9 protein-coding genes are annotated in these 16,767 nt (G+C 43.0%); 7 read left to right on the top strand and 2 right to left on the bottom strand.

The window, feature by feature from the left end; translation table 11 throughout:
* Positions 1-31: 31 nt before the first annotated feature.
* Positions 32-7,714, top strand: coding sequence for a PKD-like domain-containing protein (locus tag P2W71_RS27305; protein ID WP_276374672.1), 7,683 nt, complete (start codon positions 32-34; stop codon positions 7,712-7,714).
* Positions 7,715-7,750: 36 nt separating this feature from the next.
* On the opposite strand, the gene P2W71_RS27310 is transcribed toward P2W71_RS27305, so the two are convergent.
* The gene (locus P2W71_RS27310) at positions 7,751-9,235 is read right to left on the bottom strand and encodes a VCBS repeat-containing protein (RefSeq protein ID WP_276374674.1); all 1,485 of its coding nucleotides are present in this window, start codon (positions 9,233-9,235) and stop codon (positions 7,751-7,753) included.
* Between the two features lie 17 nt (positions 9,236-9,252).
* On the bottom strand, positions 9,253-9,924 hold the full coding sequence (locus tag P2W71_RS27315) for a DUF4159 domain-containing protein (protein ID WP_276374676.1): 672 nt from the start codon (positions 9,922-9,924) through the stop codon (positions 9,253-9,255).
* A gap of 102 nt (positions 9,925-10,026) precedes the next feature.
* On the opposite strand from P2W71_RS27315, the gene P2W71_RS27320 reads away from it, so the two are divergent.
* The 6 genes from P2W71_RS27320 to P2W71_RS27345 all read left to right on the top strand — a co-directional run bounded on the left by P2W71_RS27320 (position 10,027) and on the right by P2W71_RS27345 (position 16,688).
* Positions 10,027-10,890 (top strand): hypothetical protein, encoded by an 864-nt coding sequence (locus tag P2W71_RS27320; RefSeq protein WP_276374677.1) that lies wholly within the window; start codon positions 10,027-10,029, stop codon positions 10,888-10,890.
* A gap of 120 nt (positions 10,891-11,010) precedes the next feature.
* Positions 11,011-11,805, top strand: coding sequence for a thymidylate synthase (locus P2W71_RS27325; protein ID WP_276374678.1), 795 nt, complete (start codon positions 11,011-11,013; stop codon positions 11,803-11,805).
* A 274-nt stretch (positions 11,806-12,079) separates the two neighbouring features.
* Entirely contained in the window at positions 12,080-13,567 is a 1,488-nt protein-coding gene (locus P2W71_RS27330; RefSeq protein WP_276374679.1) for a TolC family protein, read from the top strand.
* A 12-nt stretch (positions 13,568-13,579) separates the two neighbouring features.
* Positions 13,580-14,962, top strand: a complete 1,383-nt coding sequence (locus tag P2W71_RS27335; protein WP_276374680.1) for an efflux RND transporter periplasmic adaptor subunit — start codon at positions 13,580-13,582, stop codon at positions 14,960-14,962.
* Between the two features lie 62 nt (positions 14,963-15,024).
* Positions 15,025-15,561, top strand: a complete 537-nt coding sequence (locus P2W71_RS27340) for an inorganic diphosphatase (protein WP_276374681.1) — start codon at positions 15,025-15,027, stop codon at positions 15,559-15,561.
* A complete protein-coding gene (locus P2W71_RS27345; protein WP_276374683.1) occupies positions 15,558-16,688 on the top strand; it encodes a glycosyltransferase family 1 protein in 1,131 nt (376 codons plus the stop codon). Before P2W71_RS27340 ends, P2W71_RS27345 begins: the two co-directional genes overlap by 4 nt.
* The last annotated feature ends 79 nt before the right edge of the window (positions 16,689-16,767 follow it).

Genomic DNA, 16,767 nt, shown 5'->3' on the forward strand with positions numbered 1-16,767 from the left:
CACTTCAACGACATTAGCAGGTAATGTTCCGGTGATAGGCACAGGGTTGTGGACGATTGTGAGTGGTGCAGGCGGAAGCTTTTTAGATGCTACCGATGAGGCCACAACTTTCAGCGGTGTATCAGGAACAACTTATGTATTACAATGGACGATCAGCAATGGGGTATGTGCCTCAAGTTCGGACCAGGTAACGATCCGTTTTGATGCTGCTCCTTCACCAGCAGCCAATGCAGGCACAGACCAGACTTTATGTACCACGTCAGCCACCCTTGCCGCCAATACAGCGACGACAGGCACAGGTACCTGGACGGTAGTGAGTGGTGCAGGCGGAAGCTTTGTGAATGCAAACAGTCCGACGACCGTATTCAATGGTGTAGCAGGAACGACTTATGATTTACAATGGACGATCAGTAATGGTGTATGTGCACCGAGCAGTGATATTGTACAGATACAGTTTGATCAATCACCAACAATAGCTACAGCAGGCCCAGACCAGACCTTATGCAGCACTTCAACAACATTAGCTGGTAATGTTCCAGTAATAGGCACAGGGTTGTGGACGATTGTAAGTGGAGCAGGAGGAAGCTTTTTAGATGCTACCGATGAAGCTACAACTTTCAGTGGTGTATCAGGAACAACTTATGTATTACAATGGACGATCAGCAATGGGGTATGTGCCTCAAGTTCCGACCAGGTAACCATCCGTTTTGATGCTGCTCCCTCCCCAGCAGCCAATGCAGGTACAGACCAGACGTTATGTACGACTTCAGCAACCTTAGCTGGTAATGCTCCAGTAATAGGTACAGGTACCTGGACGGTAGTGAGCGGTGCAGGCGGAAGCTTTGTGAATGCAAACAGTCCGACGACAGTATTCAATGGGGTAGCAGGAACGACTTATGATTTACAATGGACGATCAGCAGTGGTGTATGTGCACCGAGCAGTGATATTGTGCAGATACAGTTTGATCAATCACCTACGATCGCTGCCGCAGGCCCCGACCAGACGTTATGCAGCACTTCAACGACATTAGCAGGTAATGTTCCAGTAATAGGCACAGGGTTGTGGACGATTGTAAGTGGAGCAGGAGGAAGCTTTTTAGATGCTACCGATGAGGCTACAACTTTTAGTGGTGTATCAGGAATAACTTATGTATTACAATGGACGATCAGTAATGGGATATGTGCCTCAAGTTCGGACCAGGTAACAATCCGTTTTGATGCTGCCCCCTCACCAGCAGCCAATGCAGGCACAGACCAGACTTTATGTACGACTTCAGCCACCCTTGCCGCCAATACAGCGACGACAGGTACAGGCATCTGGACGGTAGTGAGTGGTGCAGGCGGAAGCTTTGTGAATGCAAACAGTCCGACGACAGTATTCAATGGGGTAGCAGGAACGACTTATGATTTACAATGGACGATCAGCAGTGGTGTATGTGCACCGAGCAGTGATATTGTACAGATACAGTTTGATCAATCACCAACAGCAGCTACAGCAGGCCCCGACCAGACCTTATGTTTGACGTCTGCAACTTTAGCAGGTAATGTTCCAGTAATAGGCACAGGGTTGTGGACGATTGTGAGTGGAGCAGGAGGAAGCTTTTTAGATGCTACCGATGAAGCTACAACTTTCAGCGGTGTATCAGGAACAACTTATGTATTACAATGGACGATCAGCAATGGGGTATGTGCCTCAAGTTCGGACCAGGTAACGATCCGTTTTGATGCTGCTCCCTCGCCAGCAGCCAATGCAGGTACAGACCAGACTTTATGTACGACTTCAGCCACCCTTGCCGCCAATACAGCGACGACAGGCACAGGCATCTGGACGGTAGTGAGTGGTGCAGGTGGAAGCTTTGTGAATGCAAACAGTCCGACGACGGTATTCAATGGGGTAGCAGGAACGACTTATGATTTACAATGGACGATCAGTAGTGGTGTATGTGCACCGAGCAGTGATATTGTACAGATACAGTTTGATCAATCACCAACAATAGCTACAGCAGGCCCAGACCAGACCTTATGCAGCACTTCAACGACATTAGCAGGTAATGTTCCAGTAATAGGCACAGGGTTGTGGACGATTGTGAGTGGAGCAGGAGGAAGCTTTTTAGATGCTACCGATGAGGCCACAACTTTCAGTGGTGTATCAGGAACAACTTATGTATTACAATGGACGATCAGTAATGGGGTATGTGCCTCAAGTTCGGACCAGGTAACCATCCGTTTTGATGCTGCTCCTTCCCCAGCAGCCAATGCAGGTACAGACCAGACTTTATGTACGACTTCAGCTACCCTTGCCGCCAATACAGCGACGACAGGCACAGGTACCTGGACGGTAGTGAGTGGTGCAGGCGGAAGCTTTGTGAATGCAAACAGTCCGACGACGGTATTCAATGGGGTAGCGGGTACTACTTATGATTTACAATGGACGATCAGTAATGGTGTATGTGCACCGAGCAGTGATATTGTGCAGATACAATTTGATGCACCGCCAACCGTAGCTACGGCCGGCGCCGATCAATACTTATGTACACCAAACGCCATTCTCACTGCTAACTTGCCTGTGTTGGGTACAGGCAAATGGACAGTTGTTAGCGGCGTCGGAGGAAGCTTTGCTCTAGACACAGATCCAACAACAACGTTTAATGGAAATTCCGGAACTACCTACATATTGCGCTGGACAACTACCAACGGTGTATGCAGTACACAAGATGATGTACTAATTCAATTTTATGCAATACCGGATGCCGCGGCAACCGACAAGACAATATGCTCAGAATCAAACGCAAGTGTTGCAATTACAAATCCAAATGCAGTTGCCGGAACGACTTTTAGCTGGACAGTCTTTAGTTCTACCAATGTGACAGGTGCGAGCGCAGGAAATGGTTCATTGATTAGTCAGGTGCTTTCCAATACAGATCCGACGACTTCAGGGAATGTTGTATACCGAATAACGCCCTCATCTAACGGTTGCCCTGGAAGCTCAGTCGATGTTACCGTTACAGTTACACCTAAACCATTTATAACAAATCCGCCTACATCTCTCATACAAGAGATTTGCAGTGGTACACCTTTTAATTTTACGCCGACATCCCCAGTTCCGGGAACCATGTATAACTGGACAACTACAATTATCGGAACACTTTCGGGTGTTAATCCAACCGGTTCCGGAGCTACCATTTCAGATACACCGGTGAATGCTAGCAATTCCAACGGAATAATAATTTATACCATTACCCCCACGAATGGCGGATGTAACGGCGTGCCGGTTAACCTGGTATTAACAGTAAGACCAGTAACCACCGCTTCTGCATCAAACCAGACGATTTGCTCAGCCGAATCAACGTCAATTGCTATCACTAATCCGAACAGTGTCACGGGAACCACTTATACCTGGACCGCTGCTGCAACAAATGTGAATGGAGCATCAAACGGCGCTGGCGATAACATCTCTCAATTACTCACAAGTGCAGACGGATTGAATAACGGTACTGTCATTTATACCATAACACCCCAAGCTTATGGATGTCCTGGACCAACCTTTAACGTAACAGCTACTGTAAAACCGATACCGGTTTTGACAAACCCTCCCGTATCTTACTCACAGCAAATTTGCAGCGGCGAGGCCCTTGCATTTAATCCTACAGCAACAATTCCGGGTACAACTTTTACATGGACAAGTACAATCAGTGGACCAATTAATCCGGCATCTGTGACGACCAACGGGTCCAGTCAAATTACTGATGCTCCAGTTAATACAGGGAATACGTCGGGGACAGTCACTTATCGAATCATGCCAAGTTACAATGGATGCAACGGACTGCCTATTGACCTTATCGTTACAGTTAAACCACTTCCATCTGCTACTGCCTCTGATGTAATCATATGCAGTGGACAAACTGCAAGCATCGTTATCAATGCTGCACCTCAGAATGTGGCAGGTACAACGTTCTCCTGGACAGCCATGGCTTCCTCCAATGTAACCGGTTGGACACCGAGTGGAAATGGTAGCATCATCAATCAAACCCTAAATACAACGGATGCATTTGTTGGGACCGTAACATATACAATTACACCGACAGCTAATTCTTGTAATGGGCCCTCAACAGTCAAAACGATCACGGTTAACCCTGTAGCTACTGCAAACGTCGGAGCTGACTTTGCCGTTTGCGAGCCGGTTTCAATCCCTCTAAGCGGCACTATTGGCGGAAGCGCTACATCAGCAACGTGGTCAATTTTATCCGGGGCAGGTACCATTTCAGCCAGCGTAGTTGCCGGCACAACTGTCACAGCAACTTATACCGTTAATCCGGCTGATGTTGGAGGACAAATAAAATTGACATTAACATCAAATGATCCTGATGGAATCGGCCCATGTACAACAGGTTCAGATGAATTATTAATCGACATCCATAGAAAACCGGTAGTAACCCTTCCAGCAGATTATACGGTTTGTGAACCAGCATCAATCACTCTTACAGGCACACTGAGTGGTAGTGCCACTTCAGGTATTTGGAGTTTAATTTCTGGATCCGGAACGTTGTCCGCTTCAAGTGTTACAGGGTCAATTGTAACTGCTTCTTATATTCCTTCAGCTACAGATGTAGCAGGTTCCGTGAAATTTGGATTAACGTCAAATGGCTTTGGAGTTTGTGCGCCTGCCTATGACGAGATCGAAATATTTGTTAACGAAGCAGCAATAGTCAATGCTGGGCCGGATGTCGAAGTGTGTGAGGATCAAACCTCGATCGTTCTAAGCGGTACGTCTGGTGGATCAACAACTGGTATTACGTGGAGTGGCGGGAGCGGTGCGGCACAATTTTCGAACGTGAACAACTTAACTGCAACCTATACTTTCACGGCAACCGATATCACTAACGGAGGTGTAACACTAGTCATCACGTCAAATGATCCGCCAGGTCCTTGCGGAATAGTCACTGATCAAGTATTTATAAAAATAAATAAACTTCCTGAGGTTTTTCTTTTTGGTCTCCAACCATCTTATGCAGAAAACAACCCGATTGTTAGTCTGGACGGAATTCCTTTGGGAGGAACATTCACAGGCTCTGGAATAATCGCCGGCACAAATCAATTTGATCCGGGAAATGCATCGCTTGGTCCGATAAATATTACCTATACTTATACAAATCCCACTACAGGGTGTACGAACGCTATTGTTAAATCAACCATTATTAATCCGATCACGAGTATTGATTTTGACATAGAAACTCAAACGCTTGACGTTGGCGGAAATCCTCAAATATGTGCGAACTCAAAAAATCCATTGCGCCTTATTGGCTATCCAGCACCTAGCACAGGCTTCCCACAAACTTTGTTCAGAAGCCCTGACATTCCATCGCGTATTATTGCTGTAGGCTCGAACTTTTACATCAATACAAGCGGCCTTGCCCCCGGTACCTATCAAGTGCAGTATATTTATACGAATAGTTTAAATGCGACTGATACCCTTACCAAGGTGGTAACGGTCTTTGCTGCGCCAAAAGCTGTAATTGATTTTGACAGAATTTGTATTGCAGATTCATTAACATATACGGATGCGTCTTTCATCCCCGTAAATCCCGCAAGCGCAACCATTGATGCTTATGATTGGAGCTATGGTGAATTCGGGAATGGTAATGATGGCATTACACGAAATCCAAAGTATAAGTATACCGACCATGGGCTTAAAACTGTTAGCCTTGCCGTTACGACAAGTCAGGGTTGTTCTCATGATACCACCAAAACCATTCGCATTGGTCCATTACCAAATGTGAATTTTACCTGGAGCAAAGTGTGCAGCGGACTCGAAGTAACGGAATTTAAGGATGCTACCACCACACCTGGCAATTTCAGCCCGATACAAGAATACGAATGGAATTTTGGAGACGGCGATATCCTTACCTTTGGTCCAAGGGGACAAAATGTGCCCGCGGGAACACACGGGGATAGAACTACAGGAACGTATACAAATCCCAACCATGATTATAATTCGTTTACGACCTTCACGGTTCAGTTAACCGTTAATACCGAAGATGGATGCACGGGAATGAAGCAACATGACGTTATCATCTTAGATTATATTACGCCTACGGCATCGGGTGGATATCGCACTGATTTTGAAACAGGAAGTAATCCATGGGTAGTTTCAACATCCAGTGTGAACTCAAGCTGGATTTACGGTCCACCAAGTGGAAATGTAATTCAACCAGCTGTACCTGGTAATAATGCTTGGTGGACAGGTAACAATGCAGATCCGGTAGGAACATTTAGTACGTTCAACGATAGTGAAAGTTCGGAAGTATTGAGTCCTTGCCTTAATCTCACGGATCTTAAGCGTCCGATGATTTCATTGGATTATTGGTCAGACATGAGAGGGGCGTTTGACGGTGCCGTAGTGCAGTTCTCCACTGATGATGGTAACACATGGCAAACCATTGGAGGAGAGATAAATGGATATGGTATTAACTGGTACGATACACGCGATGTCACCAGTAACCCAGGCGGCCAGGACAATTTTGCTTGGTCAGGTACAATGCCAACCAACGGATGGAAAAACGCCCGATTTAATTTAGATCAGATTCCTTTAAGCGAAAGGGACCTTGTAAGATTCCGTGTAGCGTTCGCAAGTAATGGGGACAATCCAACAGGCGAGATTCTTAACGGTTTTGCATTTGATAATATTTACATCGGCGAAAAGAATCGTAATGTATTGATTGAACACTTTACAAACGACAATTCTGGAGCTAGTAATAACTCCGACGACTTCCTGGAAGGCATGTATGACAATCAAATAGCAGCAAAAGACTCTTCCGATTTTATTGTTGTACAGTACCATATTGCAGGAGACGCATTAAGCCAGGAAAACACCGCTGACCCAAGTGCACGCTCTATACTCTATGGTGTTTCGCAGGCGCCCACAACCGTAATGGACGGAATTCAGGGTACCTACTTTGGTACAGACTTTAATGGATTACTGGCCCAGATCACACCATTTGAAATCGACCGGAGAGCACTCGAAGATCCTGCCTTCAGCATCAAAATCGACACCGTTGCTACGGGAGATAATATATCGCTTGGGCTAAACGTCAGGTACACCTATATAGATTCTCTAAAGCCATTAAGCATACCTGTTACGTTCCATGTGGCGCTCATAGAACGTGGCGTGAACAACAATGGAAATGTTATCAGGAAATTATTACTGCGAAGCGAAGGCTCTACGGTTAACCAGGTTTGGAATGTAATGGATTATCATGATGAGTTGGTGGACTATGCCGTTGATGTGCCCATCGTGAATCCCGATAGTTTGTACATACTTGCGTTTGTACAGGATAATTCAGGTGAAGGATCAACGACGGCGAGAAGAATTTTGCAATCTGTAATTATCAAAGCGCCGCGCAAAGTTGGTCCTGTTATTACAGGTATAGATGATGATCCAGTGAAAGCGGAGTTACTAGGGTTGATTCTTTACCCAAATCCTGCTTCACAAATTGTAAACGTGCATTCCGATATCAACTTCAACCGTTACTATACATGGAAGCTGATTGACCAGCGTGGTGTAACCGTGTTGACAGGCGACCTGCAACGAGATTTTTCAAAAGGTGATCAACAAATCGCTGTGGGGAACTTGCCTAATGGCATGTATATTATGGCTATTCAGACCGGAGACAAATCCATTGTATACAAGAAAGTGGCTGTGATGAATCGTAACTAGCCGGTCCGTATATTTTTAAAAGTCAAAAAGTGGATTTTATTTCAACTTGTTGCGCAGTACAAGGAGTGATATTTTATCCTGACGCCATTTGTACAATAGGTCAGTCGGAATTTGCGTAGGAAATGCCAATGAGCCCAAAAGAACATCTTGATCTCCGTCGTAATCATAATCTGTCAACTCCATAGTAATCCATCTTCCTTTACTGGCCAGTGGAGTTATCTGAGGGGCAAACCCGTTCGGCGTATTTTCAAAATAAATTAAACTATGGTCGGGATGATTTTTAAAATCAGGAAAAAAGGAAATAGCGGCAATATCAATATCCCCATCTTTATCAAAATCAGCAGCACGCGCTTGTGACGCCCCGTGCATTGGATAAAACCACGATTCTTTAAAATCATTTGCGCCCGAATTCAAAAAGATATGAACACCATGATAAGGTTTTAATATGGGTGAATAATCAGCGTTGTCTCCATTTGTATACAGAATATCAAATTTTCCATCCTTGTTAAAATCGGCAATTTCAAAATAACTTGAGCCATCAACAGGATTAAAACGAAGTAACGTGCTTACCCTGAATTGAAAATTCCCCTGATTGTATAACATGATAATCCGTTCATCGCCTTGCGTCATCAAAGCCATTATGTCTGTCATGCCGTTGCCATCGAAATCTTTGAGAATAACTTTTCGAGCGCCCGGCAAATTTTGCAAAATGTATTTTTTGAACTTTCCGTTTTCAAGGCCTTCGTACGCAACTAATGCACCAGTATAATTTCCGAAGTTGCAGACTACATAGTCAGTAGCCCAATCGTTATTTAGGTCTGCGCCTTCAAAATCCACAGGCCGTTGTAATGAATCAATCAGCTTCATCGAATTCAGTTTTTGGTTTTCAATCCTACTGATATTCCCAGCCGATTGTTCATTCGGATCCATAATACCCATTAAAAGAACTAATGGATCGCTATTTTCATAAGGAATTATTTTGGCGGGTGAGCTGCTTAGTTGAAGCGAATCTTTGACTTCAAACTTCGTATTAAACTTATACAATTTGCCAGGCCTGTTACCAATATAAAGTCTATCATTTACAGAATCATGTTCAATCAGTGTAATAGACTGATGATGTGCAATGGGCAATCGTAAGGCTGTTATCTCGAACTGTTTTATTGTGTCGTTTATAATACGATCTGGAATAATTAATGTATCCGGGGCCGATTCATTATAATACTGCTTGATCAATTGCCAATCCTCCTCGCTGATCATAGGCCCTTGGGGTAAGACCCGCACGATCACCGATTGATCTTCCAAGCTGATTCTCTCTAACGGTGTATAATCGAGCCCCATTCGAAAAGCCATTTCAGGCAAAACTTTTTTCTCCCAGGTTTTCTTGTCCAGCAAGGAAGGATCGGGAAAAGCATGGCAACTACTACAAGCTTGCTTAGCTAAACGTTTTCCTTTTTGCTGCTGATTTTCACATGAAAGAATGGACAAAAAAATTATAGCAAGGACGCAATGAAAGATCTTCATGGAAGCTTTTATGGAAATCAGAATGAATTTGTAAAACAATAACTCAGGATATTTGCTCCCATCTGCAATGCTTGCTGACGCTTTTCTTCAGGGTCATTGTGTATTCGTGGATCTTCCCAGCCATTTCCTAAGTCAGTTTCATAAGAATAAAATACGACTAATCTCCCTTCATAAATTAACCCAAAACCCTGGGGTGGCTTGGCATCGTGTTCATGTATTTTGGGAAGCCCATTGGGGAATTTGAACTTTTGATGATAGATGGGATGACTATAAGGTATTTCGGTAAGCTCTAATTCCGGGAATACTTTTTTCAATTCCAAACGTACGAATTTGTCCAATCCATAATTGTCGTCAACATGAAGAAAGCCTCCTCCTATAAGATATTTTCGAAGGTTTGCTGCTTCTGAATCAGAGAACACAACATTTCCATGGCCGGTCATATAGACATACGGATAAAGAAACAAATCACGGCTTCCGATTTCAACAATGTCTTCCTCAGAAGCGATAGAAGTACCTATCTCCCGATTTGTAAACTCTATCAAATTGGGTAAGGCGGTTTTATTGGCGTACCAATCACCTCCACCATTATATTTCAGCTTCGCAATCTTAACTGGCAATTGCGCTTGAGCCGCTATACAACTGGCCAAAAAGACGATGTAAAGGGCAAATCTTACTTGTTGGGTTACCATACCTAAGCTATCAAGAACTAAAAAACAAAAAATCCCGCACCCATTAAACCTTTTTTATAACGGAAGGTCAAAGGGTCAATTTAAACAGAAACAATAATTAATATGAATTTGCCCAAACTCTTTGCGAAAATTGTCTCGCTTGCATTTATCGCTTCCATTGGCATTCTTTCATCGTGTAAAGAAGAAGAACGCCTCACCGCCGGCGATACCCAGGATATTTCTGAGGAAGCTTTGACGGACTCTTATTTCCAGGATACCGATGATCTGGGAGGTATAGCGATTGAATCACCGGAAGAATCACAATATAACGGCGGAAGGACATCCGGTAGTATTACGATTACCGATGACCGATTTAAATGCGCCACGGTGACCATTGAAGCAACAGGTACTACCGAAAACCCCCAGGGAATAATAACTGTAGATTTCGGCACTGGTTGTATTGATAATCGGTTGAACACAAGAAAGGGCAAATTGAAATTTGCATACAATGGAAGGCGCTTTCAACCCGGATCTACAGTTGTGATGACCACCGAAAACTATAGCATTAATGACATCAAGTTGGAAGGAACACGCACATCGACCAACGTCCAGGGCAGTACAAGTGATGCACCCAAGTTTAATGTGATATTAGCCAATGGCAAGGCTACTTTCCCTGATGGCTCTATCGCTGAACGTGAATCCAACATAACATGGGAATGGATCCGCGCTGCAAACCCATCAGAGGATTATCTGGTGATCGATCAGAAAAGCACAGCTTATGGAACAACGCGTGGCGGAAGATCTTATGAGGTTTCATTGGTTGAAGCGCTGAAATATAAAAGATTCTGCGGCATAGCTGTTGATGGCATAAAACGTTATCTCCTTGATGACGAAAAGGAAATCGTAATCGACTATGGAGATGGAACGTGCGACAAAGCAGTAACCATCACTGTCAATGGTGTGACACGCAACCTTAATGTGAATTAATAAAATCTTAGTTGGTTTTCGTTTAGGCCTGGAGAAATCCGGGCCTTATTATTTTCCTGCCGTTCTTGAGATTGTTGCGCACTATGCATTAATTGCAAAGCAATTAGCCAAAGCAATGTTATGAAGCAATATCTTGACCTGATGCAGGAGATTTTGGAACAGGGAGCGAAAAAAAGTGACAGGACAGGTACCGGTACGCTTTCAGTTTTTGGCCGCCAATTGCGGTTTGACTTGTCTGAGGGTTTTCCTTTGGTCACGACAAAGAAGCTTCATTTGCGTTCTATTATATATGAATTGCTTTGGTTTCTGCGGGGCGATACAAACATTAAGTATCTGAAAGATAACGGAGTAACGATCTGGGATGAGTGGGCAGATGAAAATGGTGAACTGGGCCCTGTTTATGGACATCAATGGAGGAGTTGGCCCGCCCCTGATGGAAAATCCATTGATCAGATTTCTCAGGTTATTGACCAGATCAAGCACAAACCAGATTCGCGCAGGCATATTGTTACTGCATGGAACCCTTCTGAAGTTGATAAAATGGCATTGCCTCCATGCCATGCCTTGTTCCAATTTTATGTAGCAGATGGGAAATTATCTTGTCAGTTGTATCAGCGAAGTGCAGATTATTTCCTTGGAGTTCCTTTTAATATTGCTTCATATGCACTCTTAACATTTATGTTCGCACAACAATGCGATCTGTTGCCGGGCGAATTTGTATGGACCGGAGGTGATGTTCATTTGTATGTAAATCATATTGATCAGGCTAAGCAGCAACTGGAAAGGAAGCCTTTTGCGTTGCCTCAGTTAAATATCCAGCGGAGACCTAAATCTATTTTCGATTATGGATATGAGGATTTCGAGATATTGAATTACCAGGCACATCCCTCCATCAAAGCACCTATCGCGGTTTGAGCATTTGATGTAAAAGCCGAAGAAGGTGATAAGACTTTTTAAGTAACTATTTCATCTTTCATGTAACTATTAAATCTTTTTGCCGACAGATTGCGTATCAAAGTCGTAAGACGGAAAATTGTGAGGTTATAGTGGATTTATTAAAGACCGTTTAGTTCAGTTATTTCGCTTGATGACAGTTGATGAAGGATTCCACAAGCTTGTAACATTAGTGGCGCTGCGGAGTCTTAGCTTAATGAAAAAGGTATTCCAGATCAGATCGTTGATATTTAGTATGAAACATTTTCTAATAGTAGCGTTACTCTTATCGTTCACCGTATGTGTCGCTCAAATTGACACACTGAAACAACAATCCCTCACGCCGCCGGCTGCGGAAAAATGGACTTTGAAACAATGTATTGATTATGCGTTGGCCAATAGTTTGAGTATACAACGGAGTAACTACAGCGTTGAAAGCAGTGAGGTAGACCTACGGCAATCAAAGTTTTCAAGGTTGCCGAGCGTCAACGGTAGTGTAGGATATGGGTACAGTTGGGGTAGAGGTTTGGACCCTGTAACAAATAGTTTTAATTCTACAGAGATAAGGTCTTCTAATATTTCTGGTAATGCGTCCCTTCCGATATATAATGGGATGCGAATTCACAATACCATCAAGCAGAATCAGCGTTCATTGGCGGCTTCAGAATATGACCTCGCGAAAGCAAAAAATGACCTGATACTTAACGTTTCGAATTTATTCATCAACGTAGTTTTCAATAAAGAGCTTGTAGAAAATGCCAAATTTCAACTCGCATCAAGTCAACAACAATTGGAGCGCACTAAAAAACAAGTTGAAGCTGGCGCTTTACCAAAATCTGAAGAGCTTAATCTCGATGCCCAGGTCGCTACTAACGAAGTTAGTGTTGTGCAGCAGGAGAATGCATTAGCTTTATCTATTCTTCAGCTTAAACAAGCACTGTTAATTCCTGCATCGCAGGGACTGGATGTTGAAGTTCCTGAACTAGATCCGGAGGAGTTGGTGATTGACCAAACCAGGGATGAAATCTTTGATATCGCGCGGAAGACGCTGCCAGAAATAAAAAGTGCTGAAATGAGAATTCAAGCTTCAAGGTTTGGTGTAAAAGCTGCGCGAGGAAACTTGTATCCTCGGTTAAGCTTGACAGCGGGTATTAATACGAATTATTCAAGTGCACAGGAACCGGTTTTTTACCCGGATGGAGGTTTTCAATTTCCGACTATGCGCGACGGTAGCGACAGGCCTCCGTTTGCATACGTGAATAAAGATCTTAGTGCAGGGGTATACGCAATTGAAGCAACGGGTACATACCGAAATACTTATTTGTTTAAAGATCAGATTAAAGATAATATTTATCGTACGCTGGGCTTCCAGTTAAATATTCCGGTATTTAATGGATATTCTTCACGTGCAACTTTACAGCGTTCGATTATTCAAAATCAACAAGCGGAAATTGATGCCCTTCAAACTTCTCAAACACTTCGTCAAAATGTTGAAACTTCATATAACGAAGCGTTAGCAGCATCTAAAGTGTATAATTCATCGTTGCGTCAGGTTCAGGCCCGCGAAGAAGCCTTTCGGATGATGGAGCAACGTTATAATGCCGGAGCTGCGACATCCTTTGAATATCAGGTTTCCCAAAACGATCTTTATCGCGCAAGAACAGATCTTACAAGAGCAAAATATGATTTTATTTTTAAGAAGAAAGTGCTCGATTTCTACCAAGGCAAAACTCTCGAATTTTAATTATCCCGCGCAATGGCAAAACAAAAACAAAAGTCAAATAAGGTGATTTATTGGCTCATTGGAGCTGTAGCTGTTCTCTTGATCTTTTTTCTCGTAGGCAAATCTGCAGGTTGGATCGGAAAACCTAAAGAATTGGAAGTTGAGCTTGTAAAAGCGACACGACTCACAATTATTGAAAAGGTGAGTGCCTCAGGAACAGTTCAACCTGTAACAGAAGTAAAAATTGCGCCGGAGGTTTCGGGAGAAATTATTGAATTGCTCATTGAGGAAGGGGATTCTGTAGCGAAAGGACAAACCCTTGTTAAGATCAGACCGGATACCTGGCAAAGCCAGTTGGAACGAGCAGAGGCGTCGTTGAGCCAGCAACGTGCAAACCTCGAGCAATCCAAATCAAACTTACTTCGAACACAAGCCACCTTTACGCGCGCAGAATCAGAATACAAACGGCAAGAAAGGCTCTGGAAAGAAAAAGTAATTGCGGAAGCAGATTGGCAATTGGCAAAACAAAATTACGAGATCGCAAAAAATGACGTGCAATCTGCGGAGCAATCGGTTGAAGCTGCACGGTATGTTATTAGAAGTACCGAGGCTTCGTTACGCGAGGCCCGCGAAAACTTTAGGAAGACTTCAGTAGTAGCACCCATGAATGGAATCGTATCCAAACTTATTGTGAAGAATGGGGAGCGCGTTGTAGGAACAGCAACAATGGCAGGAACTGAGATGTTGCGTATTGCTGATTTGAATAAAATGGAAGTTCGCGTAAATGTGAACGAGAATGATATTGTGCGAGTACACTTAGGCGATACCGCTATCATTGATGTTGATGCATACGCTGCTGACAAAAAGGAATTCAAAGGTATTGTTACTCTGATTGCAAACACTGCGAAAGACAAAGTTTCGGCAGATGCCATAACAGAATTTGAGGTGAGAATTTTAATCCTTTCTTCGTCTTATCAGGATTTAATAAAAGCAGGAAACAAATTTCCTTTTCGGCCGGGCATGACAGCGAGTGTTGAAATAATGACAACAACAAAAAATAAGGCGTTGTCGGTACCACTTGCTTCAGTAACAACTCGAAATCCTGAGGAGGAAAAGAAAAACGAGCAAAATCCTGAAGGAAATAATCCAAACGCACGTCAGACGAGTGATCAAAGTAAGCCTCAAAAGAAAACCGAGGATAAAACGGTTTTATTTGTTAACGAAAATGGTGTTGCCAAAATGGTTGAAGTAAAAACAGGCATCAGTGATTATGATAACATAGAAATTTTATCGGGGGTGACGGAAGGAATGGAAATCATCACCGGGCCCTTTACGGCGGTATCCAAACGATTGAAAGATGGTGATAAAGTAAAACCGATGAAAAAACCTGAAGAGGATAAAAAGAATGGCAATTAAATAGCAAAGCCCTCCGATACAATCGGAGGGCTTTTTGTTTAATATTGCCAAAAAAATAAGAAATGGTACAACATCCTTGGCATGAAGTCGCAGTTGGCGAAAATCCACCCACACACGTAAATGGTATTATTGAGATCCCAAAAGGCTCACGTGCGAAATATGAGATTGATAAAGACAGCGGGTTGATTAAATTGGACAGAGTTCTTTACGCCTCAATGTACTATCCCTTGAATTATGGATTCATTCCACAAACATTGGGTGAAGATCATGATCCCCTTGATATTGTAGTATTGACTCAAGTTACCGTGGTCCCCCGTTGTTTGATCCCATCAAAGGTGATCGGTGTGATGCGCATGATTGACAGGGGCGAAGCTGACGACAAAATAATTGCAGTTGCTGAACAAGACGCAAGCGTTAGTCACATTGATGATGTAACCCAACTGCCAGAATATTTCCGGGTAGAGCTAAAACACTTTTTTGAAAATTACAAAGTGTTGGAAAATAAAAAAGTTGTGGTGGACGAATTTCAGTCGAAAGAAAAGGCTATGGAAATTATCGTTCAGAGCATTGAGTTTTACAAAAAGACTTTTCCGAAGTGAAAATCGGTTTCGATGCGAAGCGATTCTTTAATAACTTTACTGGGCTTGGTAACTATAGCAGGTTTGTAATAAATGCGTTGAGCGAATTCGTCGCCGATGATGAATATTTCCTCTATTCACCAAAAGCTAAAGACCATCCTGAATTCGCCTCAATTCTTAAGCGGCAAAATGTAAAAGTTATCACGCCACCCAAGGCCTATACTTTTTCACACACATCAAGTTTATGGCGTTCGTGGGGTGTTAGTCGTGAAGCTACCGTAAAAAAGCTCGACGTATTTCATGGGTTAAGTCAGGAATTGCCGGTTGGCCTACCAACAAAAGTCAAAAAAGTGGTTACTGTTCATGACCTTATTTTTATCCGTTATCCGGAATTGTATAAAAAGATTGATGTTGCTATTTACAAAGCGAAAGTGAAAGCGGCGTGTAGTAAAGCAGACAAAATAATTGCCACCAGCAAGCAAACAGCCGACGATATTATTGATCTTTTAAAAATCCATCCTTCTAAGATTGAGGTTGTGTATCAGGGAGCCCACCCGAATTTCAAAAAGTGTTTTAGTCAGGAACAGATTCATTCCATAAAAACAAAATACAATCTCCCTCAACAATATATTTTGAATGTAGGGACGATAGAAGAAAGAAAAAATGCAATAGTGTTAGTAAAAGCATTGACGCTTTTGCCAAAAGAATTGAGAAAACAGATTGTCATCATTGGAAGGCCTACAAATTATAAAAATAAAATTGTAGAGGAGGCAAAAAACCTTGGCGTAGCCGAGTGGATTATTTTTCTCCATGATGTACCGTTTACAGATTTGCCCGTCATCTATCAGGGCGCAGCAGTTTTTGTTTATCCCTCTTTTTTCGAAGGCTTTGGAATACCCATAGTGGAAGCGTTAGAATCGTCGGTGCCGGTGATCTCGGCTTTGGGTTCATGCCTGACAGAGGCGGGTGGCCCTGGTTCGATTTACATTCATCCGGACAGTGAAGAAGAGCTTGCATTCCAATTGAGACGAGTCCTGGGGGATGTTCAGTTGAGAACGGAGATGATCACCAGTGGGAAAAAATATGTCGAACAATTTGAACCAAAAGTGATTGCAAAAAAAATACACTTTGTGTATAAAACGATTTGATTTCTGAAGGATGGTCGAATATGTTACAGTCAATACAACGATAGGGGTGTGGGTGTAGTTACAATACCAAGAATTTGTT

This window comes from Chryseolinea sp. H1M3-3 (assembly GCF_029360725.1).
Taxonomy (GTDB): domain Bacteria; phylum Bacteroidota; class Bacteroidia; order Cytophagales; family Cyclobacteriaceae; genus Chryseolinea.